General features: G+C 49.4%; 26 protein-coding genes. 12 read left to right on the plus strand and 14 right to left on the minus strand.

The genetic code is table 11. The features are described 5' to 3' along the window. Positions 1-64 precede the first annotated feature (64 nt). The 4 genes from AC5JR3_RS05725 to ndhC all read right to left on the minus strand — a co-directional run bounded on the left by AC5JR3_RS05725 (position 65) and on the right by ndhC (position 3,522). Positions 65-1,600 (minus strand): DNA phosphorothioation system restriction enzyme, encoded by a 1,536-nt coding sequence (locus AC5JR3_RS05725; RefSeq protein WP_495843898.1) that lies wholly within the window; start codon positions 1,598-1,600, stop codon positions 65-67. A 257-nt stretch (positions 1,601-1,857) separates the two neighbouring features. Next, a complete protein-coding gene (locus tag AC5JR3_RS05730) occupies positions 1,858-2,424 on the minus strand; it encodes an NAD(P)H-quinone oxidoreductase subunit J (protein ID WP_495843900.1) in 567 nt (188 codons plus the stop codon). Continuing rightward, positions 2,417-3,163, minus strand: a complete 747-nt coding sequence (locus AC5JR3_RS05735; RefSeq protein ID WP_495844008.1) for an NADH dehydrogenase subunit K — start codon at positions 3,161-3,163, stop codon at positions 2,417-2,419. The genes AC5JR3_RS05730 and AC5JR3_RS05735 overlap by 8 nt, the downstream gene beginning before the upstream one ends. Then, positions 3,160-3,522 (minus strand): photosynthetic/respiratory NAD(P)H-quinone oxidoreductase subunit C, encoded by a 363-nt coding sequence (ndhC, locus tag AC5JR3_RS05740; protein WP_495843902.1) that lies wholly within the window; start codon positions 3,520-3,522, stop codon positions 3,160-3,162. The genes AC5JR3_RS05735 and ndhC overlap by 4 nt, the downstream gene beginning before the upstream one ends. A gap of 261 nt (positions 3,523-3,783) precedes the next feature. Between ndhC and AC5JR3_RS05745 the strand changes: the two genes are divergently transcribed. From AC5JR3_RS05745 to AC5JR3_RS05770, 6 genes are all read left to right on the plus strand, one after another. Then, positions 3,784-4,131 (plus strand): rubredoxin, encoded by a 348-nt coding sequence (locus tag AC5JR3_RS05745; RefSeq protein ID WP_495843904.1) that lies wholly within the window; start codon positions 3,784-3,786, stop codon positions 4,129-4,131. A 156-nt stretch (positions 4,132-4,287) separates the two neighbouring features. Next, positions 4,288-5,286 (plus strand): photosynthesis system II assembly factor Ycf48, encoded by a 999-nt coding sequence (locus AC5JR3_RS05750; RefSeq protein WP_495843906.1) that lies wholly within the window; start codon positions 4,288-4,290, stop codon positions 5,284-5,286. Between the two features lie 88 nt (positions 5,287-5,374). After that, positions 5,375-5,620: a cytochrome b559 subunit alpha gene (gene psbE, locus AC5JR3_RS05755; RefSeq protein WP_495843909.1), complete on the plus strand. Its 246-nt coding sequence runs from the start codon at positions 5,375-5,377 to the stop codon at positions 5,618-5,620. Positions 5,621-5,644: 24 nt separating this feature from the next. Beyond that, the gene (gene psbF, locus AC5JR3_RS05760; RefSeq protein ID WP_495843911.1) at positions 5,645-5,779 is read left to right on the plus strand and encodes a cytochrome b559 subunit beta; all 135 of its coding nucleotides are present in this window, start codon (positions 5,645-5,647) and stop codon (positions 5,777-5,779) included. 9 nt (positions 5,780-5,788) lie between these two features. Beyond that, complete coding sequence (gene psbL / locus AC5JR3_RS05765; protein WP_495843913.1) at positions 5,789-5,911, plus strand: photosystem II reaction center protein PsbL; 123 nt, start codon at positions 5,789-5,791, stop codon at positions 5,909-5,911. Positions 5,912-5,960: 49 nt separating this feature from the next. Further along, positions 5,961-6,080 (plus strand): photosystem II reaction center protein J, encoded by a 120-nt coding sequence (locus AC5JR3_RS05770; protein ID WP_495843915.1) that lies wholly within the window; start codon positions 5,961-5,963, stop codon positions 6,078-6,080. Positions 6,081-6,202: 122 nt separating this feature from the next. On the opposite strand, the gene psaI is transcribed toward AC5JR3_RS05770, so the two are convergent. The 7 genes from psaI to AC5JR3_RS05805 form a co-directional block, all read right to left on the minus strand. After that, positions 6,203-6,319 carry a photosystem I reaction center subunit VIII gene (gene psaI / locus AC5JR3_RS05775; RefSeq protein WP_495843917.1) on the minus strand — a complete coding sequence of 39 codons (117 nt, stop codon included), beginning with the start codon at positions 6,317-6,319 and terminating at the stop codon, positions 6,203-6,205. A 148-nt stretch (positions 6,320-6,467) separates the two neighbouring features. Beyond that, the gene (locus tag AC5JR3_RS05780; protein ID WP_495843919.1) at positions 6,468-9,518 is read right to left on the minus strand and encodes a hypothetical protein; all 3,051 of its coding nucleotides are present in this window, start codon (positions 9,516-9,518) and stop codon (positions 6,468-6,470) included. Positions 9,519-9,646: 128 nt separating this feature from the next. Continuing rightward, the gene (hisS, locus tag AC5JR3_RS05785) at positions 9,647-10,939 is read right to left on the minus strand and encodes a histidine--tRNA ligase (protein WP_495843921.1); all 1,293 of its coding nucleotides are present in this window, start codon (positions 10,937-10,939) and stop codon (positions 9,647-9,649) included. A gap of 28 nt (positions 10,940-10,967) precedes the next feature. Further along, positions 10,968-11,258 (minus strand): hypothetical protein, encoded by a 291-nt coding sequence (locus AC5JR3_RS05790; protein WP_495843923.1) that lies wholly within the window; start codon positions 11,256-11,258, stop codon positions 10,968-10,970. A gap of 20 nt (positions 11,259-11,278) precedes the next feature. Then, the gene (locus AC5JR3_RS05795; RefSeq protein ID WP_495843925.1) at positions 11,279-12,226 is read right to left on the minus strand and encodes a hypothetical protein; all 948 of its coding nucleotides are present in this window, start codon (positions 12,224-12,226) and stop codon (positions 11,279-11,281) included. A gap of 310 nt (positions 12,227-12,536) precedes the next feature. Next, positions 12,537-13,313 (minus strand): RNA polymerase sigma factor SigF, encoded by a 777-nt coding sequence (locus tag AC5JR3_RS05800; protein WP_495843927.1) that lies wholly within the window; start codon positions 13,311-13,313, stop codon positions 12,537-12,539. 449 nt (positions 13,314-13,762) lie between these two features. Continuing rightward, positions 13,763-14,599 (minus strand): photosystem II manganese-stabilizing polypeptide, encoded by an 837-nt coding sequence (locus tag AC5JR3_RS05805; RefSeq protein WP_495843929.1) that lies wholly within the window; start codon positions 14,597-14,599, stop codon positions 13,763-13,765. Between the two features lie 353 nt (positions 14,600-14,952). On the opposite strand from AC5JR3_RS05805, the gene AC5JR3_RS05810 reads away from it, so the two are divergent. From AC5JR3_RS05810 to rdgB, 4 genes are all read left to right on the plus strand, one after another. After that, positions 14,953-15,315, plus strand: a complete 363-nt coding sequence (locus AC5JR3_RS05810) for a hypothetical protein (RefSeq protein WP_495843932.1) — start codon at positions 14,953-14,955, stop codon at positions 15,313-15,315. A 65-nt stretch (positions 15,316-15,380) separates the two neighbouring features. After that, complete coding sequence (locus AC5JR3_RS05815) at positions 15,381-15,509, plus strand: hypothetical protein (RefSeq protein ID WP_495843934.1); 129 nt, start codon at positions 15,381-15,383, stop codon at positions 15,507-15,509. Between the two features lie 12 nt (positions 15,510-15,521). After that, the gene (locus AC5JR3_RS05820) at positions 15,522-16,964 is read left to right on the plus strand and encodes a phosphoglucomutase/phosphomannomutase family protein (RefSeq protein WP_495843936.1); all 1,443 of its coding nucleotides are present in this window, start codon (positions 15,522-15,524) and stop codon (positions 16,962-16,964) included. A 118-nt stretch (positions 16,965-17,082) separates the two neighbouring features. Further along, entirely contained in the window at positions 17,083-17,661 is a 579-nt protein-coding gene (rdgB, locus tag AC5JR3_RS05825) for an RdgB/HAM1 family non-canonical purine NTP pyrophosphatase (protein WP_495843938.1), read from the plus strand. 32 nt (positions 17,662-17,693) lie between these two features. Here the strand turns inward: rdgB and AC5JR3_RS05830 are convergent, their stop codons facing one another. The 3 genes from AC5JR3_RS05830 to AC5JR3_RS05840 form a co-directional block, all read right to left on the minus strand. Next, positions 17,694-18,032, minus strand: coding sequence for a P-II family nitrogen regulator (locus tag AC5JR3_RS05830; protein WP_495843940.1), 339 nt, complete (start codon positions 18,030-18,032; stop codon positions 17,694-17,696). Positions 18,033-18,147: 115 nt separating this feature from the next. After that, positions 18,148-20,103, minus strand: a complete 1,956-nt coding sequence (locus AC5JR3_RS05835; RefSeq protein WP_495843942.1) for a tetratricopeptide repeat protein — start codon at positions 20,101-20,103, stop codon at positions 18,148-18,150. 181 nt (positions 20,104-20,284) lie between these two features. Beyond that, positions 20,285-20,650, minus strand: coding sequence for a GxxExxY protein (locus tag AC5JR3_RS05840; protein WP_495843944.1), 366 nt, complete (start codon positions 20,648-20,650; stop codon positions 20,285-20,287). A 122-nt stretch (positions 20,651-20,772) separates the two neighbouring features. On the opposite strand from AC5JR3_RS05840, the gene AC5JR3_RS05845 reads away from it, so the two are divergent. Then, complete coding sequence (locus AC5JR3_RS05845) at positions 20,773-23,976, plus strand: valine--tRNA ligase (RefSeq protein WP_495843946.1); 3,204 nt, start codon at positions 20,773-20,775, stop codon at positions 23,974-23,976. Positions 23,977-24,004: 28 nt separating this feature from the next. Then, positions 24,005-24,472, plus strand: coding sequence for an HmpF-related protein (locus AC5JR3_RS05850; RefSeq protein WP_495844010.1), 468 nt, complete (start codon positions 24,005-24,007; stop codon positions 24,470-24,472). The last annotated feature ends 14 nt before the right edge of the window (positions 24,473-24,486 follow it).

Genomic DNA, 24,486 nt, shown 5'->3' on the forward strand with positions numbered 1-24,486 from the left:
TTATCGGGGCGCTTTTAGGGGAGGTATAGCGGCGTACTCGCCCAAGTATTATCCCAGCTTCAGCCTACAAATCTAGCAATCCATAGCGCTGCTGCAATTCCAGTAACGCGATTCTGGCTTCTCCCGCATTGTCGGCTAAGTCGGCAAACTCTAAAAATCGCCTCAACTCTTTTCGCAATAGATTGCGTTCCACTTCCAGGGTTTCTCTCCCTAAATCTGGCGGTAAAACAATCATGTCAAATAGGGTTGCTCGTTCTTTACCGGGGTGGGGGCGCAAAATTCGTCCTCGTCGCTGAATAAACTGACGGGGATTGCCGCTACTGGCGAGAATTACGGCTGTTTGCACGGCGGGGATGTCAACACCTTCATCCAGACAGCGAATCGCGACTAAACCTTGCAGTTCCCCCGTTTCAAATTGTCGCCGCAAGTCTTCCCGTTCTGTTAAGGGTGTCTCGGCGGTGTAGGTGTTGACGCGATAACCCAGTTCGGCACCGAGTAAGCGAGTAACGGCGGCAATTTGATGGCGGCTTTCTTTACTTAGTGCTGTTTCTACAGAACCATCGCCGCAATAAAACAGGGTGTGGCTCGTCTCTAAACGCTTTGCCATCAACCGCTGCAAGGCTGGGAGTTTGTTGCTGGCTGCACCAATTAACCGGGCGCGTTGCATAAGTAAAGAGGTTAGAGTGTCATTGCTTTCAAAGTCTTCCTGATCCATTAACGCCCAGCCAATGCGTTTGGTTAATTTGGCGTAGGACTTTGCCTCTGTTTCGGTAAGTTCTACCAGAACGGGATAGTACAGGTAGCGAACAAGCGCCCCTTGACGAATCGCATCGGCGAGGGTGAGTTCTGGGGGTAAGACTGAACCAAAGTAGTCAAATAAGGCTTCCGTACCCTGTTCGTCAAAGTAGCGTTCTGGTGTGGCGGAGAGGGCGAGGCGCAAGCCGATGTTGCGCGGTAGGCTTTGTTCTAAGCGGGTGGAGCCTAAGTTGTGGGCTTCGTCACCAATAATTAGGGTTCGTTCCGGGAAATATTTGAGTTGCGATCGCAAACTCTCTGACATTAGTGTCGCATTCGTCGCGATGACGGTAAGAAAGGGCTGACTGCCAGAACGGACGTTATAAAGCTGCGTGGATAACTGACTTTGCCAGTTGCGGACATTCTCAAAGGCTAAGACAGGTTCGAGGTTAAATCGTTGGCATTCTCGCGCCCATTGAGTAACGAGATGGCGATAGGGGCAGATAACCAGTAAGACTTGCAGGTGAATTTTTTGATACAGCTCCGTGGCGATCGCTAATGCTGTAATCGTCTTCCCACTCCCGGTTGCCATCTTCAGCGTTCCCCGCCCCTGATTAGCAAACCAGTTCGCCACGGCTTCTTGTTGGTACTGCCGCAACTGCACCTCTGGCGGTACCCTAGGACATCCAGCTACCGGGGGTTCTGGTGGGGTGAGATGGTAGCTTCCTTTCGATGCGGCTACCGCCAGCAGTTTGTTGATCGGGTGATAGTCATCCCGTAAAGGCGATCGCTTTACATCGACACGTTGTTTTTCGACTTTGTAAGCATTCTTTGAACCCGTCACAGCACCCACCACCTCTGCCATTCAAGTTGTATCGAGTATAGTGGCAGTTTTAGGGTAGGTCGCCTTTAGAGTAGCTCTTATTAAGTTACCTTCATACCCGCTCTATTTAATTTATGAAAACTTTTTAAACGAACCACGCAGGCGAGATCCCCAACTCAGCACGTTGCTATCAGGATCAGTGTGGGAGCGATCGCCAAAAAATAAGCACTCCCTCTCCTTAGAAGCGAGTGCTCTCTACAAAATGTTGGTCTAGAAACGCGCTTTGGCACGTCTCTACATTAATAAGCGTCCTGTAACTCGTAAAAGTCAGGCGAGATGTAATCCTTCCGCAACGGCCAACCCACCCAATCTTCCGGCATCAACAGCCGCTTCAAATTCGGGTGTCCTTCATACACAATGCCATACATGTCGTAGGTTTCCCGCTCTTGCCAGTCGGCAGCTTTCCAAATCCAGTACACCGAAGGCACTTTGGGATCTTCTCGCGGCAAGAATACTTTCACCCGGACTTCTTCCGGTCGGTCAGCGTCGTCACTCAGTTTAATTAAGTGGTAGAAGCTGACTAGTTCTTGACCAGCACCCACATCATAGCCACCTTGACATTGCAGGTAGTTGAACCCGTAGGCATAAAGTGCAGTAGCGATCGGAATTAATACTTGCGGGTCAACCTTAATAATTTCTACGCCCAGGTGGTCAGCCTCTAAGGACTCTGGCTCAAAGCCATTTTCTTTTAACCACCCAGCGACTTTACCCACTTCTACAATTTGGGAAGCTTCCGAGTTTTCTTCTTCTTTTTCTTCTTCTTTTTCTTCTTCTACTTCTGGCGCTTGGGATTCTTCTTCAGCCACGACGCACCTCCTCCGTTTCTGAGGACTTCAATGCTGGGGGAACGGGCATACCAAAGGCTTCCATTAGTTCCTTCGGCGGCTGCTCGCGAGTCCCTGATTGCAGGTATTTTCCGGTCAAGATTTCCGGTACCGCATTCATCTTGTGAGGGCTGCTGTAGTAGCGGTGAGTTTGGGTAAAATTTGACCGCTCTTGGATAGACTCGTTACCCATTCTCTTGCGAAGCTTAATAATTGCATCAATAATCGCTTCTGGGCGAGGAGGGCAGCCAGGGATGTAGACATCTACAGGAATCAACTTATCTACTCCCCTAACAGAAGTCGTGGAATCGACGCTGAACATACCACCAGTGATGGTACAAGCCCCCATTGCTATGACGTACTTCGGTTCGGGCATTTGCTCATAAAGACGCACCAGTGCAGGTGCCATCTTCATCGTAATTGTTCCGGCAGTGATGATTAGGTCAGCTTGCCGAGGACTAGAACGAGGGACTAAACCAAAGCGGTCAAAGTCAAACCGCGAACCAATCAAGGCAGCAAATTCAATAAAGCAACAGGCTGTGCCGTACAAAAGAGGCCAAAGGCTAGACAGCCGTGCCCAGTTATAAAGGTCATCTACTGTTGTCAAAATCACGTTTTCTGACAACTCTTGAGTAACCGAAGACCGCTCCATTGGGTTGAGAATTCGTTCTTTTAGTTCTTGCTCTGTAGCAATATTTTCATTTGCCATATTAGGTTTCATGACCATTCAAGAGCTCCTTTGCGCCAAGCGTAAACAAGAGCAATCACAAGAATTGCAATAAAAATGAGGGCTTCTACAAATGCGAGTAGTCCTAGGCGATTGAAAGCAACTGCCCAAGGATAGAGGAAAACCGTTTCAACATCGAAAACCACAAAGACTAAGGCAAACATGTAGTAACGGATGTTGAACTGAATCCATGCGCCTCCGATGGGTTCCATACCTGATTCGTAAGTCGTACGCCGCTCTGGACTGCCTGTACTAGGTCGCAGAAGCTTGGATGCAGTCAGCGCCAACAGAGGGACTAAACTGCAAGCCAGTAAGAAGCCTAATAGATACTCGTAGCCGCTGAGGACAAACACAATTGGTAACTACCGCTATAAACTTGTGTATCACTTCTTAACATTATAAGGGCTAAGGGCTTTACACTGATTGCAGTTCCTCTATCTCAGGTATGACCCCCATCAAGTGGGAGCGATCGCCTTTAAAGGGGTGCTTTCTGGCGGGGCTAGCTAGATTTCCAGTAGTCCGAATCTGACTCAGGGAGGAAAGCTGTTCATTTATGCGATAATTTTTAACAGTTATTTTAAGATTTGCTGATTAATGCTTTTTTGTAGGAAGCGATGAGCGACCCAGCCAACGAACAAACCCTTGCGGAACAAGCGCCCGCTTGCTACGAATGCCGCGTTTGTGGCTATGTCTACGAGCCAAGTCGGGGGGATAGCAACAGTGGTGTTCCCTCAGGGACGCGATTTGAAGAGCTGCCAACTGACTGGCGTTGTCCAGTTTGTGGTGTTAGAACATCCCAGTTTGAAAATGTTGGTTCCAAAGGCACCCCATCAGGTTTTCAGTCAAACTTATCCTATGGCTTAGGGGTGAATCGGTTGACGCCAGGACAGAAAAATCTCTTGATTTTTGGTGCCTTAGCGATCGCCGTTTTATTTTTCTTAAGTCTTTACAGTCTGCACTAATTGCTGCGTACTTGGATTAGTGGAGTTCTTGTTGGTGTCCGGCGAGAGTGGCGGCGTCAGCAGGGCGTTATCTAAGCGGCTTAATCAGTACCCGACAATCGGGGAATTTACTGAATATAGGTTGAGTCGCTTTCACCAGTTCTGGACATTATGAGTATGAGAGTGAAAACGCTGAAACAAATCGTAACATTGTTGGCGATCGCCTTCTTTTGTGTCAGCTGCAGTCAGGTTTCTTCCTTGGAATCTAACCCCTGGCAGGTCGTTAAGGTGCCGACAGAATCCACCCTACAAGATATTGGTTTTACAGACGATCCCAACCATGGCTGGATCGTTGGTAGCGATTCTACCCTGCTAGAAACCACCGATGGCGGCAATACTTGGCAACCTAGAGAACTGGATTTAGGGAAGCAAGCCTATCGCTTTACTAGTGTCAGCTTTGCTGGCGCTGAAGGATGGATTGGGGGAGAACCTGGTATTTTGCTCCACACCACAGATGGCGGAGAGTCTTGGTCTCGCATTCCCCTGAGCGAGAAGTTACCCGGTTCGCCCAACACAATCGTCGCACTGGGGTCTCAACAAGCAGAGATGACGACCACGGTGGGGGCAATTTATCGGACGCAAGACGATGGCAAGACTTGGAAAGCTATGGTGGAAGAGGCTGTAGGCGTCGTTCGTAATATTTCCCGCTCTGAGGATGGTAAATACGTTGCCGTTTCCGCCCGAGGTAACTTCTACTCCACCTGGGAACCAGGACAAACCTCTTGGGTGCAACATAATCGCAACAGTTCTCAACGCCTCCAGAACATGGGATTTGGGAAAGACGGACGGATTTGGGTGTTAGCGCGAGGAGGAAAAATCCAATTTAGCGATGCTAACGACACTGATGTCTGGGAAGACCCTCAATATCCAGAGTTGTCTACAAGTTGGGGATTTCTGGATATTGCCTATCGAACACCCCAGGAAATTTGGCTGGCAGGTGGCAGTGCTAATCTTTTGGTTAGTCAGGATGGTGGAGAAACTTGGAGGAAAGACCGGGAGGTTGAAAACATTCCTTCAAACTTCTACAAAATTATCTTTGTCAAACCAGAACAGGGATTTATTATTGGTCAGAAGGGGATTTTGCTAAAGTACGAGCAGCCCAAAGAAACTGCTTAATACTATTGAAAATTGCTTGTATCAACACAAGCAGGTTTCGTATGATAGGTATTAGGTTTTCAACTATTGTCAAGAGGAGAAACCAACAATGTCAGGTACAACTGGAGAGCGTCCGTTTGGGGACATTATTACTAGCATTCGTTACTGGGTAATTCATAGCATTACTATCCCAGCGTTATTTATCGCCGGTTGGCTGTTTGTTCAGACAGGTCTTGCCTATGATGCGTTTGGAACCCCCCGTCCTGATGAGTATTTTACCCAACAACGGCAGGAAGTTCCCCTCGTGACAGACCGCTACGCAGGTAAGCAACAAATCGAGCAATTTACCAAGTAAGTGTTGTAAAACAGGTTAAAAATCATGACAAGTAATACCCCCAATCAACCAATTTCTTACCCAATTTTTACGGTAAGATGGTTGGCTGTTCATACGCTCGCTGTCCCATCAGTTTTTTTCTTGGGTGCGATCGCGGCAATGCAATTTATTCAACGATAGGACAAGATTATGCCAGAGCGTATTCCTAATCCCAATAAGCAGCCGGTTGAATTAAACCGGACTTCTCTTTACTTAGGTCTGCTACTTGTTTTTGTACTCGGCATTCTATTTTCCAGTTATTTCTTTAACTAACTGGCTCGAAAGACATCACATCATTGGATTGAATTAGGAGGTATAAGCTGTGTCTGGAAGTGGAAAAATTCCTTTGTGGATTGTTGCGACCATCGCGGGTACGGGTCTACTCGTTGTTTTGGGTATCTTCTTCTATGGTGCCTACGCTGGTCTAGGTTCCTCAATCTAAGCTCTGCACCTGCTGAAGCATTCAAACATGATTAGCGCTTGATTTGATAAGTTTGGCGCTGACAAAAGCAAGACCGCCTAAGACATTAACTCAGGCGGTCTTTTCGTTAGCATTTGTTAACGTTACATTTCAGTGGAGTCTTCGGACTCAATATAGAGGAACAAAAACGCCATGGCGATCGCGGGAAAGACCAAACCCGTTAAAGGGACGAGAATTGAAGGAAGAAATGAAGCTGGCATATCAAGATTCCTATTTAAACCACACAACAGATTTTACCTGACTTAGCTGCTCTGCCTGGGAATTGTTGCAAACTGTGAATCCCTAAATAACTAACGGCGGCGTCCTCATCTCACCCGACTAGACCAATAGATACGCCGCACTCCTTGCTCAACTGTCCAAATCATCTAAAAAGTTGGGTGACTCCGGCGGCAAAACCACACAATCTACAGCGACCTTACGACTCTCCTGTTGGGTGTCAGGAGCAACCGCGATCGCTTCTAGGCGAATTTCTACACTGCCAAACGGCACAATCATCTGCGTCAGCATCTCCCACTCCCCAGAAACATTTGACGTAAAATCGACCAACCAGCGGGGGCCATCCAACAATGCCCGACTCTGTCGGTCTTGCATCCACAGCTTGACATAAATAGAACCCGCCTCTGGTGGTAACTTCACCCGCACGATCAAGGTGTCGCCCGCCGTCAGTTCCCGCGTCGGGACAAAGAGGATTGGTTCTGGAATTGGCTCCTCTGACTCCAGAGGCGCGATCGCCAATGCTTCAGGTTGAGACGTAGTGAATGCCCTTGACTGAGAGATCTTTGTGACCTGGCGCTTGCTCGAAATAGCTTCAGGGACGCTTGCATCATCGTCTTCCACAACAATCTCTCGATTGACCCAGTTGTCCTCAACCTGTCTAACGGGAGCCAGGGAAATAGTATTATCCTCTGTCAGGGAATGACTTTCTTGAATTAACGTCCGCTCGTTATCAGCACCGTCAAACAAGTCACCGCTAAACTCTGCCGTTGCTTCCTCAATCGCAGGGGCGGTAGATGGCTCCCCTTTGCTATCCCACACTTCTTCTAACTCTACTGCCGACTGAGCTGCCACTGAGTCTTCAGAAACGGCGTTAGTATCTGAAAAAGACCGATCTTCAACCATCCCGCTCTCTACAACTGCCTCCGCCTCTGAAAAGTCCATCTCTTCCCATGAATCTTCAATCACCTCCTCCGTCTCTGAGAAGTCTGTCTCTGCAAATGTCTCTTCAATCACCTCCTCCGTCTCATCAGGAGTGTCCCAAGCCGTTAAATCAGTCCTGAGCCATTCCGACAACTCAGCATCTGTTGCCAAGGAATTCAACCGTGTCCAGAAACGATCTTGAATATTGAGGGCTTGAAAGGCATCATCTATTGGAGATGTCTCACTATTTGTTGGCGGTGTAAGTGAACTTTCTCCTGATTCGAGGGCGGGTTCAAGGGTTTCAGGCAAAGCCTCCGCCGTCGCGACAGTTGGCTGATCAATCTGGAGGTGAGCATCATCGGCATCAGGTGCCCCTTGAGTGACCTCTGGCTGCAATTGTGTCTGTGATGTTGCCGAGTGAGACTGTTCGCTGGGCACAGTATCGTCGGGTGTTGTCTCCGGAACCTTCTGATCTCCTTTCAAAGAACGGAGTGGCTTAGGAGTGTCTGCTACTGAGTCATCAGCCGCAACAACGGACTTAAATGTTGGCAGTTCGGGCAATTTGAGAGATATTGCCCTTGTCTGACTTAGAGCAGATTGATTAATTTGCGGCGGTAAAAGTTGACCGCGTGCGGGTTGTAGGGGCAGAGGTGGGCGCTTTTCCACTGCCTCAATTGCCTCAAGAAATGCCCCACTTAGCAGGGATGCCCGTTGTGATTCTGGCTCCTCTGCGGCGATGTTTTGAGGGGAATCAGTGGTTGGTTCTAGTGACCCTGACGTCGCTTCTGCCTCACTGCTGCCACGGGAAATGATACCGAGCAGCTGGCTTAAGTCAGCAGTAATGCTAAAGGGTTGAGTGGCTAAGGCAGTTTTGGTGCTGCTGTACAGCGCGATCGTGCCTAGAATCAGACGAGTTTCGCAGTTTGGAGGAATTTCTAGGTCATAGCTAAAGGTAAAAGGCAGTACCTGTTCTGGTAAGGGCTGTTGGACATCGAGTAAAACCCTGGAGGTCTGCGGATCGCGCAGCTCATAGCGTAGACTGCCTTGGAAAGTCGGGTCAGCACTATCGGCACTGATTGAGCCGTCAAGCTGATTGACATCCAATATGTCGATCTGCCCCGTAATCGTCAGAGGCTCTCCTGGAAGACTGATAAAGGCTTCTTCGTCGAGGGTCAGCATTAACCCGTGAGGCTCTGTCTCCAGCTCCAGCAAGGCTGGGGAGTGTGGGGGAGCCGTTGTGTCTTCAATTCCTACTTCTAGCTCCTGCAAGACAGGCTCAACGACCTGCTGCAAGACTTGCTCCAACATTTGCAGAGAGTGTTCTAGCAAGGGATTAACGGCGGTTGTCTCTGCTAAGTTGCCGATGGAGGGCGGCGCTGGCGGCTCTTCCCACTCAGTTACCTGAACATCTACGACCTCAGCCGTGACTGGTTCTGTTGCTGTCTCGCTGTTTTCCTCGGCGGGTGCAAAGTCAGCATGAAGAGAGGGTTCCAGCGTTTCCTCTGGCTGCGGCTCGTCGTGAGGGCTGGGGTGCTGGAGGTCAGGGGATGAGGGTGCAAAGTCAGTATGAAGAGAGGCTTTTAGCGCTTCCTCGTGAGGACTGAGGTGCTGGAGGTCAGGAGATGAGGGTGCAAAGTCAGTATGAAGAGAGGCTTTTAGCGCTTCTTCTGGTTGCGGCTCATCGCTGTGAAGGCTGGGGTGCTGGAGGTCAGGAGATGAGGGTGCAAAAGTTTCACTGTCTGATGGTTCTACCAAAGACGCAGAAACGGCAGGTTCGTTGTCTGCCGCTGATGCTTCTATGGGATGAGAGTCGATGCTGGGAATTGGAGGGGCTGTGGCAACGAAATCTGATGGCTCAGGAATAGCTGTCGTGTCGGATACGGGTAATGTCTGTTCTGCTGCTGGCTCAACGGCGATGGGAGAGATTTGGAACTGAACCTCTTGCTGCCACGATTCACCGAGGAAATCGGACATGACATCTCCACTACAGCGCAATTCCCATTCACCGGGATTGAGGTAGGTGAAGGGAATCACAACCATCAGCCCCTCTGGATTAGTGCGGCGCGATCGCTTTTGAAAACGGCGCTTGGGGGGTGTCTCTGTGGTGCTCTTATGAGTGACGCAAATTTCTACGTCAGTATTCGCTCGCGACGAGTGAGCAACCACCCGATACCGACCTTCTTGAAGGATGAGGCTTGGTTCTTTGAGCGGAAGCCAAGAGCGATCGCCTTCTTTTTGTAGTAGAAATTCCCAGTATTCCATAGGAGCGCTTCGGATCGTTGTTCGTTGTTGTTGTTATACCCCTTCAACCCCTCAAAAACCAGCTACTCCGCTACTTTATCTTTGTCATCGATCAGGACTTGGGACTGGCAAAGGGATAAGAGTCTTGACTAGATGGCATTTGCAAGATGATCGAGCTGCTGTCTGAGTTCGTCTGTTTTTGCCAGGAGTTCCGTTTGCGCGATCGCCTGCTGTTCTCCAGACTGGAGCCACTTGAGATTTACCGTGCCATTTTCAGCTTCGGCATCTCCCAATACTAAGCAAGCTGCCGCCCCACTGCGATCGCCTCGCTTAAATTGTTTACCAAACGCACTGCCGCTCAGATCGAGTTCCACGCTAAACCCGCATCGCCGTAATTTCGTCGCTAGTTCCAGAGCTTGGGCTTCTGCTCTTTCACCACGCGACACCATATAAAAATCCCGTTTTGGCACTGAGGGGGTCTGTAGCTGTTGGAGCAGCAAAATCAACCGCTCCAAACCAATTGCCCAACCAATGGCTGGGGTATCAGGGCCGCCCAATTCTGCTACTAGAACGTCATAGCGACCGCCACCACATACCGTTGCCTGTGACCCTAAATCATCCGATTGAATTTCAAACGCTGTATGGGTGTAGTAATCCAAACCACGCACCAAACGCGGATTAAGGTGGTAGCTAATGCCAATAGCCGTCAGGAGCTGCTGTACCGTCTCAAAGTGGGCCTTTGATTGGGAACTAAGATAGTCCAGAATACTGGGAGCATCCTCGGCAATTTCTTGCGTACGTTTGTCTTTACTATCAAGAATCCTCAAGGGGTTGCGGCTTAAGCGTTCTTGAGAATCAGCGTCTAACTCATCTTTATAAGGAGTTAGATACTCTACCAACGCCTCTCGATACTGCTGTCGGTCTTCATTATTACCGACTGAATTGAGGTCTAGCCTAAGATTTTTTAAGCCTAGGGTTTGCAGCAAATCCGTCGCTATAGCGATCGCTTCTACATCCGCTCTAGGACTATTGCTGCCCATCACCTCCAGCCCAATTTGATGAAATTGTCGCTGCCGTCCAGCCTGAGGATTTTCATAGCGAAACATCGGCCCGATGTACCACAGGCGTTGTACGCCCCCTTGGGCATAAAGGCTGTTTTCTATCAGCGCCCGCACCACCCCCGCTGTTCCTTCTGGACGTAAGGTAACAGAACGGGGTGGTGTCGCCCGGTCGTTGAAGGTATACATCTCCTTCCCAACTACATCGGTAGCTTCACCGATTCCCCGCTCAAACAATTCAGTGCGCTCAAAGATTGGCGTACGAATTTCCTGATAGGCAGCACGACTTAAAATCTCTCGCGCGACTGACTCTACCTGTTGCCAATAGCCAATTTCCGACGGCAGAATGTCTCGCGTTCCCCGTAAGGTTTTGATCGCTCCCATCAGTTTTTTTTGTCTCTCTACTTACTGCTTAGTGCGGAGAATTATCTTCCTGCCAAGCACCATAGCGATTCTGATAATACGCCAAAATCTCAGCGACTTGTTGTCGTTCTGCCTCCGCCACTTCTGAGCCATACTGAATCCATAAGCTGCCAATCTGACTTTGGCTGTAGTCAAACTGCCGCGATGTTTGGGGAACTAGACCCGTTTCCACCCCCGGCACTTGCCGCAAATGGGCAGCGACCTCTCGATATACAGCTAGGGGCAATCCAGCGCAACGGATTTGATTTTGTTGCTGTTGACTAACTGACTCCTGTACCACTGAACGTCCTTTTACCTAGCTTATGGAGATAGATTCGCGCTCACTAGCTGGGGAGCATTCAGCGCGGCTGTTGGTGAGTCAGCTTCGGGCGCATCGACAGGTAGCTCTCCTACGCGTCGGGCGACTTCAATGCCATATTGCTCCAAAATCACCACTGGAGTTGGGCCTTGGTTCATGTCAATCCGCTTGACCAGCACCTGTCCGTTGGATAAGCGCTCTCCTACCCGGACGTAGCGACTAGCCGATTCATTCGGGGCATCAACAATTGCACTCGGTACACCACCGACTTGTACGACTCCACTCACCCTGACATTCTTTGCCAAGGTGGGTTCTGGTAGCTGCGGCAGTTGCGGAATAAAGGGCGGTGGTAGAGCCGCACCAGAACCTTGAGCACCAGAACCGGGAATAGGTAAGCGTGTTGCTGTACCACCAGGACGGGCTGTTGTCGTTCCCGGACGAGCTGCTGTTGTCGTTCCCGGACGAGCTGCTGTGGTTGTTCCCGGACGGGCTGTGGGCAAGACATTTGCCCTTGCTCTTGACACGCCTTGAGGTGCTGTTGGTCTTGCGGCTCTCTGCGGTGCGACAGGAATCCTCGGCAATACGGGAACGGATCGGGTGGGAGCCGTCCCCGTAGCGGCAGGAGTTCCAGGCGAAATCACCACTTGTGGCTGGGTGGGAATTAGGGCAAACGGATCAACCCGTCCTCTGGGGATTTGATTGAGCCGCTCTCCTGGCGGGGGAACATTGAGAATACCAGGAGCGGCTGCAGATCCTCTGGGCTGTGAGGGCTGAACGGGATTTTGAAATGCTGTGGCAGCAGGAGGCGGTGAGGGTTTGGGTTGGACTGGGGAGACAATAGGAGAGGGAGAAGGACTTTCTTCTACTACAGCTTGCTCATCACTGGAGTCGCAGCCTCCCATCAAAAGAGCAAGTATCCCTACAAACGCAATCCATGAAGTTCGACGCATGACCAATCCCCCTACGCTTTACTAGCAGATACTGTAGAAATTACCCAAATCAAGCCTTAAGGACACTCAATACGCGGGTAGGTTCCCTAGTATATTTAATCCGTTTCTTTTATTGAGTTGTTAGTGAAGCTGTCGCCTTGCTGGTTAGTCAACCGGACTCGGCTTCAGTTCTCTGTTGGCAATATAGTCCTAAAGAGTTTAGGCGTACCTATCCCTAACAGTATCTTAGCTGACGGAGTATTGAATATACCGTTCGTCAAATGTTCGTAAGGGTGAAATCCTCTCCAGTTACACCTTTTCCTGACCGCGTTTAATCTTCTGTCCCACTCATTAACGTTTTGAGTAGGTTTAGCCCTTTTTTGACCCGACGGGAGACGGTTACCACACTAATGTCTAAGCGTTCGGCAACTTCTTTTTGCGTCAAGTCGTATAGAAAAACAAATTCTAAGACTTCGCGAGTGCGTTTTTCGAGGTGAACTAACGCCTGTTGCAGGCGAATTTGGTCTTCTTGGGCTAATTGAAAGCTGCGATAGCCGGGATCGGGGACAAGATCGCCTAAGCTAGTTGTTCCTTCTTCGGTATCCCGTACTGGGGTATCCAAACTTAGGGGTTCGCGATTTTGGTGAGCGAGTTTAATTTCTTGCCATTCCGAGAGGGGAATATCTAAGGCGACGGCGATTTGAGCATCAGTTGGTTGACGATTGTAGCGCGATCGCCATTCTTCAGTCACAATCACAGCCTGTTGTCGGAGTTCTAACCAACGGCGGGGAATACGGACACAGCCGCCTTTATCTCTAAGGTAATGCTGAATTTCACCGCGAATGTAAGGAATCGCAAAGGAGCTAAACGCGTGTCCCTTGGTCAAATCAAAGCGTTCGGTGGCTCTAATTAATCCAATACAGCCAACTTGAATTAGATCTTCATAACTTTCGTTGCACTGATTAACCCAATGGTGGGCTTCTTTTCTAACCAGTCCGAAGTTGAGTTGTACTAACCGATTACGAGTTTCTGCGCTGGAGAGTTGTTTGTATTCTCGTAAGAGTTGCAGGCTCTCCTGCTTCAAATCGTTAGTGGCATTAATAGGCATAGCTGATTGAGTCCGGTAGAGCAATCTAATTGCAGAAGAGCCAACTTAGTTTAATTCCCGCCTTTAGAAGATTGCTGTGACTTGGGACATAGGCATTGATTTGCCACTAAGCTTGCTGTGTGGGGAAAGATAGACACCTCTTGCCCGACAAACAGCTGGAATTTTTTCGTCCGTCTCAAGTCTGTGCTTGTGAATCTCCCAGGCATACTAGTTTAGTTTAGGTTTAACAATTGCTATTTACTACCGAGAATCCACTAGAAAATTGACTGTGACGCGATTAGACTACGTAATTTTAGCCCAGTCATCCCTGACCGCGCCTTAATTTGTCAAAAATTCCGGAGAAAGTACTATTTTTTTAGCTCAGAAGAGCCAAATAAAAAGGGGCATATGCCCCTTTTAACAACTAGTTTTCAGCAAAGAAACTCTTGGCTTGATATTGTGTTACCGAACTATATAGATTCAGGCTCAATGCGACTGTAAAAGATGCCGCGAATTTTAACTTCTTCTGGATCGTCAGCGCCTAAGTCGGTATCCGAAGGCTGTTCGCTCTCAAATGTCCCGGCAATTTCACCCGTGCGACTATCTACCTTCGCAACTTGGAGAGAGATTGTGCCAAAGCGAGTTTCCACGCGCTTTACGTTAGCACGAGTTAGATCTGCTCGGTCAGCTTGGGAGGGAAGAGCGATCGCGTTGTCGTAGCCAGACGCTACACCACGACCTTTCGGGTCTAGGAAAACTGCACCCCGGTAGGAGGGGACTTTGAACTCACCTTCAAAGTCAGTAGAGGTGTTAATGCTATCCAATCCAGGCTGAGACTTGGCAACTAAGCTCTTAATTGTGAAGAGGAACGGGACTTGCTCGCCTCCAGGTAACTGAACAGTGATTGCTTGAAAGTCGATCCCATCTTCTTCAATGAAGGTGAGGCTACCATCTTCCCCAACTTTCAACGGCCCACGTATTTGGTCAAGGCTAGATGTGTACCGTGTCAACAACTTACCGGGAACATACTCGGCTTCTTGACGCTTATTAACGGGTTCTTCCTTGACAAAAAATGTAGTTGGCTGTAGGCAGAGATCAGTCAGTCGGTAAGACTGGTTGGAATCGATGGCAAGAAAACCGCGACTTGTTTCTGCCAGTTGCGGACAGTTGTTTGCCAGACCGGTGTTTCTGATTTGGTCATAAGTTAATTGATCGCTGCTAGCTGCGCTAGCTGGACCCTCACTACAAGCTGTTAGTACCCCCAGGCATAAAGCCAGGAAGGCAACAATAAAACTGCGATACCTCATGGTCAACCTCAATTCAAAAAGAGCGGATATGAAAATGCTTGCGAGGGTGAAACTTGAATTGGGCTTCGGTCATAGAAGTGAAACCGCTGTTGTCCTTAAACCTTCAAAAGGAATGCCCACAAGTTGATTGCCACCCATGCTATATTTTGGGGCACAAGAGCGCTTGCCGTCGTGCGAAATCTTTTGAACCGCTGCGGTGGTTGAGCAAAGTTCGTCGGATGGCACCGAAGGCACAAGCCCCAGATCTCATAGAGCATTGTACACGGGCTTGTCCCCTCTTTTTCCTGAATCAAGCGGGCAAAAGAATCCCCCCTCGCTGTAACCCGAAGCGAATTTTTAGATAATTGGATAGCATGAACCACGACCCAGAGCTAGAGGAAAAACCGTTAGAAGACCAACTGCAAGCGATCGCCATCGAGGTTCACTCCCTAGCTACTAACCATCAGGGAAACGCTCTGGCACTTTTGGAACTACTGCGGGCTTTAGAGCAGTGGCATCGAGATATTCGTGAAGAGATGTTTCAATCCGCGTTACCCGACAATCGGCAAGCCCTCTACGCCCTACTCAGGGATATCGAAGAATCAGGAGGTTGGCCCTATATCGACCGCATCAAGCTGCGATCGCTCCTGAAAAAGCTTCAAGAAGAGATGTCCTACCCCCGCCATCGAAAGGCAGAAGCAGGGGAGCAACAGCTCGGTGGGAATGGGTTGATATGAAACGAGCTAGTGCAGCCGCGCCGAAATAAATCACTAGCTAAGTATCTTCCTGCAGGAACTGCGGCGTGATCAATGAAGGCGTTGAACTGCAAAAGCTTCTCAATCTCGAAGGCGATCGCCCTGCAACTCCCCGGCGTCGCCAATCGCCAGTCACAATGTTAGAATCCTGCGATGAGGATGAGAAAACCTGGTAAATAATTTTTTCTATGGCGGTTGCCGTGCAGTCAATTAAGTTTGGTACCGATGGCTGGCGAGGTCTTATTGCCGCCGATTTCACCTTTGAGCGTTTGGCATTAGTTGCCCCGGTGGCAGCAAAAGTACTGGCAGATGTTTTTGGCGCTAGCGCTGATAACCGGACAATAATTGTCGGTCATGACCGACGTTTTATGGCAGAAGACTTTGCCAAAAAGACAGCCGAAGTTGTGCAAGCTGCGGGCTTCGATGTCTTGCTAAGTGAGGATTATGCTCCAACTCCAGCGTTTAGCTGGGCAGCAAAGGAACGTAATGCTTTAGGGGCGTTGGTGATTACGGCGAGTCATAATCCCGGTAGCTATCTAGGCTTAAAGGTGAAAGGGGCGTTTGGAGGGTCGGTGTCTCCAGAAATCACATCAAAAATTGAAGCGCTATTGCCTCAAGGCGTGCCACCTGCTGCGACACCTGGCAATCTCCAAATCTTTGACCCCTGGTCGAGCTATTGTGAAGCCCTGCGAGCAAAAGTTGATATTTCCCGGATTCAAGAAGCGATTCGCCAGGGGAAACTTACGGTTTATGCCGATGTCATGCACGGCGCAGCGGCGGGGGGATTGAGTAAGATTCTTGATGTCCCGATTCAAGAAATTAACAGCGATCGCGATCCGCTCTTCAACGGTGGTGCCCCAGAACCTTTACCACGCTACCTGAGTAAGTTGTTCCGAGTCATGCGGACGCAGGGGCGGCGTGACAGTAGCGGTGTTGCTGTCGGGTTGGTATTTGATGGTGATAGCGATCGCATTGCCGCTGTTGATGGGCAGGGTAACTTCCTCAGTCCTCAAATTCTCATTCCCATCCTGATTGACCACCTAGCCTCGCGGCGTCACATGAAGGGGGAAGTCGTCAAAACAGTCAGTGGCTCAGATTTGATTCCCCGCGTTGCTGCCTTGCACCAGTTACCTGTTTACGAGACGCCCATCGGCTACAAATTCATCGCTGACCGGATGTTATCTAGCCCCGTCTTACTCGGCGGTGAGGAGTCTGGTGGCATTGGTTACGGCACTCATATTCCGGAACGGGATGCCCTGTTATCCGCGTTGTACTTACTAGAAGCGATCGCGGAGTCGGGATTGGACTTGAGCGAGCTTTACCAACAGTTACAAGAGCAAACGGGCTACTTTTGTGCCTACGATCGGCTGGATTTGCACCTGTCAGGAATGGACGTGCGATCGCGTCTAATCGAGCAACTGGAAAATCAACCCTTAAAAGAAATCGCCGATCAAGCGGTGGTCGATTGCCAAACCACAGATGGCTACAAATTCCGTCTGGCTAACGACAGTTGGCTGATGATTCGCTTTAGTGGGACGGAACCTGTACTGCGGCTGTACTGTGAAGCGCCGACAATTGAGCAGGCACGTCAGACCCTTGCCTGGACGAAAGATTGGGCAAATTCGGTTTAACTTAACCCATTAAAGGTTTGTTATCAGGGCTAAAGCCCTCAAAATCTGCTGTTTTTTCTTTGAGATTGCAGATAATAAACTATTGACAAAACTTAGTTAATCTGTATAAAAATCTGAAATGACAAAACTAATCGTAGCGACGGGGAATCCGGGAAAATTGCCAGAAATGCAGGATTATTTGACGGATGCTCGCTGGGAATTGCAATTGAAGCCGGAAGAGTTAGAGATTGAGGAAACAGGCGAAACATTTAGTGAAAATGCCTGCCTGAAAGCCTCAGGGGTAGCGAAAGCAACAGGAGAGTGGGCGATCGCTGATGATTCTGGATTAGAAGTCAATGCCCTAGATGGCGCACCCGGTATCTACTCCGCTCGTTACGGTAGGACAGATACTGAGCGCATTGAGCGCTTACTAATGGAATTGGGAAATGAATTGCATCGGGACGCGCAGTTTGTCTGTGTAGTGGCGATCGCTCGTCCCGATGGTTCAATCGCCGCCCAAGCCCAAGGAATTTGTCCCGGTACTATCCTCCATGCGCCGCGCGGTCTGGGGGGATTTGGCTATGACCCGATTTTTTACGTTCCAGAAAAACGCCTCACCTTCGCCGAAATGGCACCGGAGGTGAAGCGATCGCTTAGTCATCGTGGCAAAGCCTTTGCGGAACTCCTCCCGCAGCTAGAAAAAATGGCTGAGTCCTGAATCGTCCCTCAGTCCTCAGCACTTCTTCAGCCCTACACAGCTTCTAGGTTCTTTTCGCCAGTCCGAATGCGGATAACCTGCTCGACAGGGGTGACAAAAATTTTACCGTCGCCAATTTCCCCAGTACGGGCAGCGGAGATAATTTTTTCTACTACCATATCAACCTGAGCGTCTTCAATGACAATTTCCACCTTGAGTTTTTGCAGGAACTCAACGGTGTACTCAGAACCTCGATAACGTTCTGTTTGACCTTTTTGGCGTCCAAAACCCCGGACTTCCGATACGGTCATTCCCACAATTCCAGCGTTTACCAAGGCGATTTTAACCTCATCTAGTTTAAATGGCCGGATAATTGCTTCTACCTTCTTCAAGGTCTTAACTCCTCACGAAATTTTCTATCTATCTTTATAAGACCAGCATGACATTTTCTAGCACCGTCAAGATAGCAGGTAATGTAACTGCTGATACATTTGCTTGAGGAGCAAACTACTCAGACCTTGCCTCCTGTAAAAATGGGCAACGTTGAACGACATCTGAGGCTAGTCGCGTTCCTCGCATTTGCCGGATGGCGACTTCCATTTCGCTGAGTTTTTCTTGCAATCCGCAATACTGCACTTGGGTGACGTTGAGCGCTTCTGTCGCCATTTGCTGGCGCTCTTCCATTTGACGCATGTCGGTCTGAGAGGCTGTTAGTGAGGCTTCTGAAGTGCGGATTTCAGTTTGTAGAGCAGCTAAACGCTGTTGTACAGACTGGAGTTGACTTTGAGAAGCAGTTCGCTGCTCTTGGAGGGTTTTGATTTGGGCTTGCAGTGTTTGCATCTCTCCTCGTGCGGCTATGAGTCGGCTTTGCCAAGTTTCCAACTCCGTGCGGGAGGTCGTGAGCCGTTCTTCAGCGGTTTTGATTTCTCCACGCACAGCGACTAATCGTTGTTCTAGGCTTTGGCTTTCTTTTTTGAGTGCTTCTAGGCGATCGCGTGTTGCTTGCGTTTCGTTACGAAACGAGACTAACTGCTGTTGAGATTGACGAACTTCGACTTGGGAAGCTTCTAGCCGTTCTTCGGTGGTTTTAATTTCCTGCTGTATAGCCACCAGCCTCTGTTCTAAGCTTTGACGCTCTTTCCTGAAGGATGCCAGTTGGGATTGAGCGGTTTTAATTTCCCCTTGCACGGCAACGAGGCGCTCCTGAGATTGGCGCACTTCCCGTTGGGAGGATTCTAGTTGGGCTTGAATCGTTTTAATCTCTTCTCGGATCGCGACTAACCGCTGCTGAGATTGTTGCAGTTGGGATTGAGCGGTTTTAATTTCGGCTTGCACGGCAACGAGGCGCTCTTGAGATTGGCGCACTTCCCGTTGGGAGGATGCCAATTGCGCTTGAGTGGTTGTAATTTCTTGGCGGAGTGACACCAGACGTTGTTGAGAGGTGCGGACTTCCGCCTGAACTGTTTGCAATTCTTGGCGGAGTGCTACCAGGCGTTGTTGAGACTGTTGCACCTCAGTTCGAGAGGATGCTAGCTGGGTAGTGGCGGTTTTAATTTCTGAGCGTAAGCTAACCAGCGTTGCTTCTGCTGTACTGATATCACCACGGAGGGCAACGAGTTGCTGCTGGGAGGCGCGGGAATCGGTTTGGGAGGTGGTTTGCAATACGGAGAGGAGTCCTGCTACTTCTAGGTCGTCTGGTGCTAATCTAGCGGCTCGTTCAAACGCAACCGTCGCTTGTTCGTAACGTTCTAGGCGATACAGTGCCAGTCCCCGCCGCTTCCAAGCCAAGGAGTAGTCAGCGTTAATAGCGATCGCTTGATCAAAATCAGTCAGCGCTTTTTGGTATTGACCCAAGAGATAGTAGGCTGTGCCTCGGTTAAGCCAAGTTTCGGCACTTTTGGACTCAACTTCTAGCACTTCGTTGTAGAACGCGATCGCTTCCTCATATTCCTGCAAGTCAGAAACCAACACGCTGGCAATTTTTTGAGGAATAACCGTGCTGACGAGTTGTTGTTCGTACTCAGATTCTGCTCTTAGGGACAGTACCTGTTTCCATGAGGTGACGACGGCGTCATATTGTTGCAGTTCGTAAAACGCATTGCCTTTTTCAAACCAGGCTAAAAGGTAGTTGGGCTTGATTTTGATGGCTTCGTCGTAGGAGGCGATCGCTTTGTCGTATTGTTTTAAGCTACTGAGGGTAACGCCTTGCCAATACCAGGCTAAGAAGGAGTTGGGCTGGAGTTTGAGGACTTGTTCCAAAATAGCGAGGGCTTCTCGATACTTCCCAACCCCGCGCAACTCACTAACTTGTTGTAGCAAGCGATCGGTACTGCTAGCTTGAGCGGTAAGGGTTTGGGTGGGTTGCTGCAGATCGGCTGCCAGCAGTTGAGCCGGAGTACTGACAATGCTGGTGGCGATCGCGGTAGCCAGTGCAACCTTGAAACGAAGTTGGAAGTTTTTCATCTTAGCCTTGTAAGCGCTACTTACGTATTACATCCGCTTACACAGCATAGTCAGAGAAATCCGCAAAAAGATCGGCAAATTCACGCACTTTTTGGTTATTTTGGCAGGATTATTAGTTATTATTGCGGATTAATCGTTTTTTGATAGACCACAGAGGCGCAGAGGGCACGGAGGGAAGAGGTTAAGAGAGAATGATGCGGCGGATGCCGTCTTTGAGGAGGGGAACGTTGAAGTTGATGAGAAGAGCAAGAGGATAGCCTGTCATTTTGAGATAAGAGAGAACTTGGGCTTCATGGATTGGCGTTAGATTAACTACTGCTTTAAGTTCAACAATGAGGCTGTTGGCAACTAGTAAATCCAACTTGCCTTCACCAACTCTACGACCTTTATAATTCACAGCCACCACTTTTTGACGAATTACAGGAATCCTCCTCAACTCAAGTTCCGCAGCCAATGCCTCCTCATACACCACCTCCAAAAAACCAGGCCCTAACACCCGATGTACCTCAATTGCCGACCCAATTACCGCACCCGTCAACTCATTCATCTCTCTTTTTCCTCTCTTCTCTCCGTGTCCTCTGTGCCTCTGCGGTTCATTCCCTCTTTCCCCCTCATTCCTGGCAGTATGGCAAAATCTTAAGTAACCCTAACTGCCCTTAGCATTCCCCAATGACCGCAACAATTCCCACCCTTGCCACCAAATACGACCCCACTGCCACAGAATCCAAGTGGCAGCACTCCTGGGAAGAAAACCAAGTCTTCAAAGCCGACCCCAACCACAGCGGCGAACCTTACAGCCTCGTCATTCCGCCGCCCAACGTCACGGGCAGCTTGCACATGGGTCATGCTTTTGAGAATGCCCTGATTGACACCCTCGTCCGTTATCACCGGATGAAAGGCGGCAATACTCTGTGGTTACCAGGAACCGACCACGCTAGCATTGCCGTGCAGGCGATTCTGGAAAAACAACTTAAGGCAGAAGGCACCACCCGTTACGAGTTGGGACGCGAGAAGTTTCTCGAACGGGCTTGGCGGTGGAAGGAAGAATCGGGTGGCACAATTGTTAATCAGCTAAAACGCTTAGGTGTGTCGGCAGATTGGTCACGGGAACGCTTTACCCTCGATGAAGGCTTATCAAAAGCTGTACTGACTGCTTTTGTCCAACTGTATGAGGAGGGGCTGATTTACCGGGGCGAATACATGGTGAATTGGTGCCCTGGAACTCAGTCTGCTGTCTCTGATTTAGAAGTCGAAAATAAGGAAGTTAACGGAAATCTCTGGCATTTTCGCTATCCCCTTAGCGATGGCAGTGGTTATGTAGAAGTAGCAACCACTCGCCCAGAGACGATGCTAGGAGATACAGGGGTGGCGGTGAATCCTAAGGATGAACGCTACCAGCATTTAATTGGTAAGACCTTGACGTTGCCGATTATGGGGCGGGAAATTCCGATTATTGCTGACGAGTTGGTTGACCCCAGCTTCGGAACGGGGTGTGTAAAGGTGACACCTGCCCATGACCTCAATGACTTTGAAATGGGTCAGCGTCACGATCTGCCGTTGATCAACATCATGAATAAGGACGGCACGTTAAATGAAAATGCCGGGTCTTTCCAGGGACAAGACCGTTTTGATGCCCGGAAGAATGTTGTCAATCAGCTAGAAGCTGACGGGTTCTTGGTGAAGATAGAGGACTACAAGCATACGGTACCTTATAGCGATCGCGGAAAAGTCCCCGTCGAACCCCTCATCTCTACCCAGTGGTTTGTCAAAATTCGCCCCATGGCTGACAAGGCGATGGCATTCCTCGACGAGCAGAACTCGCCGGAGTTTGTTCCTCAGCGCTGGACAAAGGTTTACCGCGACTGGCTGGTGAATCTCAAAGACTGGTGTATCTCTCGCCAACTCTGGTGGGGACACCAAATTCCCGCCTGGTATGTGGTGAGTGAAACTGGGGGCGAGATTGCCGCCAACACGCCCTTTGTAGTTGCCCATAATCAGGAAGAAGCCCAACACAAGGCTGCTGCACAATTTGGAGAAAATGTCAAGCTCCAACAAGACCCGGATGTGCTTGATACCTGGTTTTCCTCTGGCTTGTGGCCCTTTTCAACCATGGGATGGCCTGATGAGACGGCGGACTTCAAGACTTACTATCCCACCACTACCCTAGTGACTGGCTTTGACATCATCTTCTTCTGGGTGGCTCGGATGACGATAATGGCAGGACACTTTACCAATCAGATGCCCTTTGAGACGGTTTACATCCACGGGCTGGTGCGGGATGAAAACAATAAGAAAATGTCCAAATCGGCAAACAATGGCATCGATCCTTTGTTGTTGATTAACAAGTACGGCAGCGACGCCCTGCGTTACACCTTGATTCGGGAAGTCGCAGGGGCGGGGCAAGATATCCGTCTAGAGTACGACCGCGAGACAGATGAGTCGGTGTCGGTGGAGGCATCACGGAACTTTGCCAACAAACTGTGGAATGCTGCCCGGTTTGTGATGATGAACTTAGATGGCAAAACGCCGCAGCAGTTGGGCGAACCAAGAGAGAATTTAGAATTAAGCGATCGCTGGATTATTTCTCGCTTTCACCAAGTCGCCAAACAAACTCGCGAAAACCTTGATGTCTACGGCATGGGTGAAGCAGCAAAGGGGCTTTACGATTTCATCTGGGGGGATTTCTGCGACTGGTATATCGAACTCGTCAAATCGCGATTGCGTGAGGATGCAACATCCCCATCACGGCAAGTCGCGCAACAAACCCTTGCCTACGTCCTCGAAGGCATCCTGAAACTGCTGCATCCCTTCATGCCCCACATCACGGAAGAGATTTGGCATACCCTGACGCAAAAATCTGAGGAATTTTTGGCGCTGCAACCTTATCCAGAAGCAGATAAATCTCACGCTGAAGCCGCCTCCTCCAATGCTGAACCGGAAAGTACTGAATCTTCTTTAGAGAAATACTCAACCCAAGCTCAACAACTCTTCAATCAAGGGGCAAGCTTGTTGTCGAGACTCCCCGCCTCGTTGGGCAAGTTTTTCAGCAATTATCAGCGCCCCCTACTCGTAGTGGGTCTGTTGTTTGCCACTTTGATTGCTTTTAGGGTGGCACAAGGCGTTGTCAATGGACTCAATAGCCTCCCCTTTGTGGCACAAACCTTTCAAGCTGTGGGTTTAGGATACTTACTTTGGTTTGTTTATCGCTATTTACTCTTTAGAAACAACCGCCAAGAATTAAAAGCCAAGACTCAATCCCTGAAAGAAAAGGTTGTAGGCTCTCCAGAACCCCAGCCTCAGAGCTTGCCAAGCGCTCCCCAGACAACAGCCCTAATGCCTAAGGAATCATCCCAGCCCCTCCTTTTGGACGGCAAGGCAACGCTGATCGATCCAGACCTTGAGCAAAAGTTTGACCTGATCATTGGTACAATCCGCATCATCCGCAACCTCCGGGCAGAAGCAGATGTTAAGCCAGGGGTGAAGGTGCCGATTATTTTGCAAAGTGCCAAGGATGAAGAACGTCAAATTCTAGAAGCTGGAGAGTCTTACATTCAAGATTTGGCAAAAGTAAATAATTTAACCATTACTCCTGCTTTAGAGGAAGAACTGAGGAATTCAATGGCAGGAGTTGTTGGTACAGTGCAAGTGTTAATGCCCCTAGCTGGAATTGTGGATGTCGAGGCTCTGCGCGCTAAGTTAGAGAAAGGTTTAAATAAAGTGCAAGCCGAGGCGAAAGCGTTATCAGGGCGTCTAGAAAATCCCAATTTTGTCAATAAAGCCCCAGAAACAGTCGTGCAGGGTGCAAAAGAGGCACTGGCAGAGGTGGAAAAACAAGCTGAAATTCTCAGCAATCGGCTGACTCGTCTTAGTTAACCGCTAAAGGATTCCCATTACGAGAATGATGTTACACCTAGCCCAAGTACAACATAATGAGAGTTCCGGCGGGGTGGAACTGCGATTGCTGGCTTGCCAACAATCAGAAAATTCCTGGACAGTACTGAATCCAGAACCGATCATTCCTGCCGTTCACGGAGACGCCCTGAGCGACGGTGTGTTAGTGCTGCTAGAACTTTCTAATACTTACGAAATTCTCAGCATTAAGTCGGCAAAGGACTGGGTTCTGGACTTACTTCAGAAGTACCTGACCACAGGTGTCACCCCCAGCTTCTTACAACAGGAAGCAGAACGTACAGAACAGTGGCGGCAAGACTTAACCTTACAAAGTCAAGATTTAACTCGCCGCCATCTAGAAATGGAAGCCCGTCGCGAGCAAATTCAAATTCTCGAAGAAGACCTCAAGCGAGAAAAGCAACAACTCGAATCAACGGCAGCGCAGTTAAAGCTCAAAAGTGAGGTGGAAAGCGAGTAAGAGCATCGTTGCCG

It is taken from the genome of Kastovskya adunca (assembly GCF_059505785.1).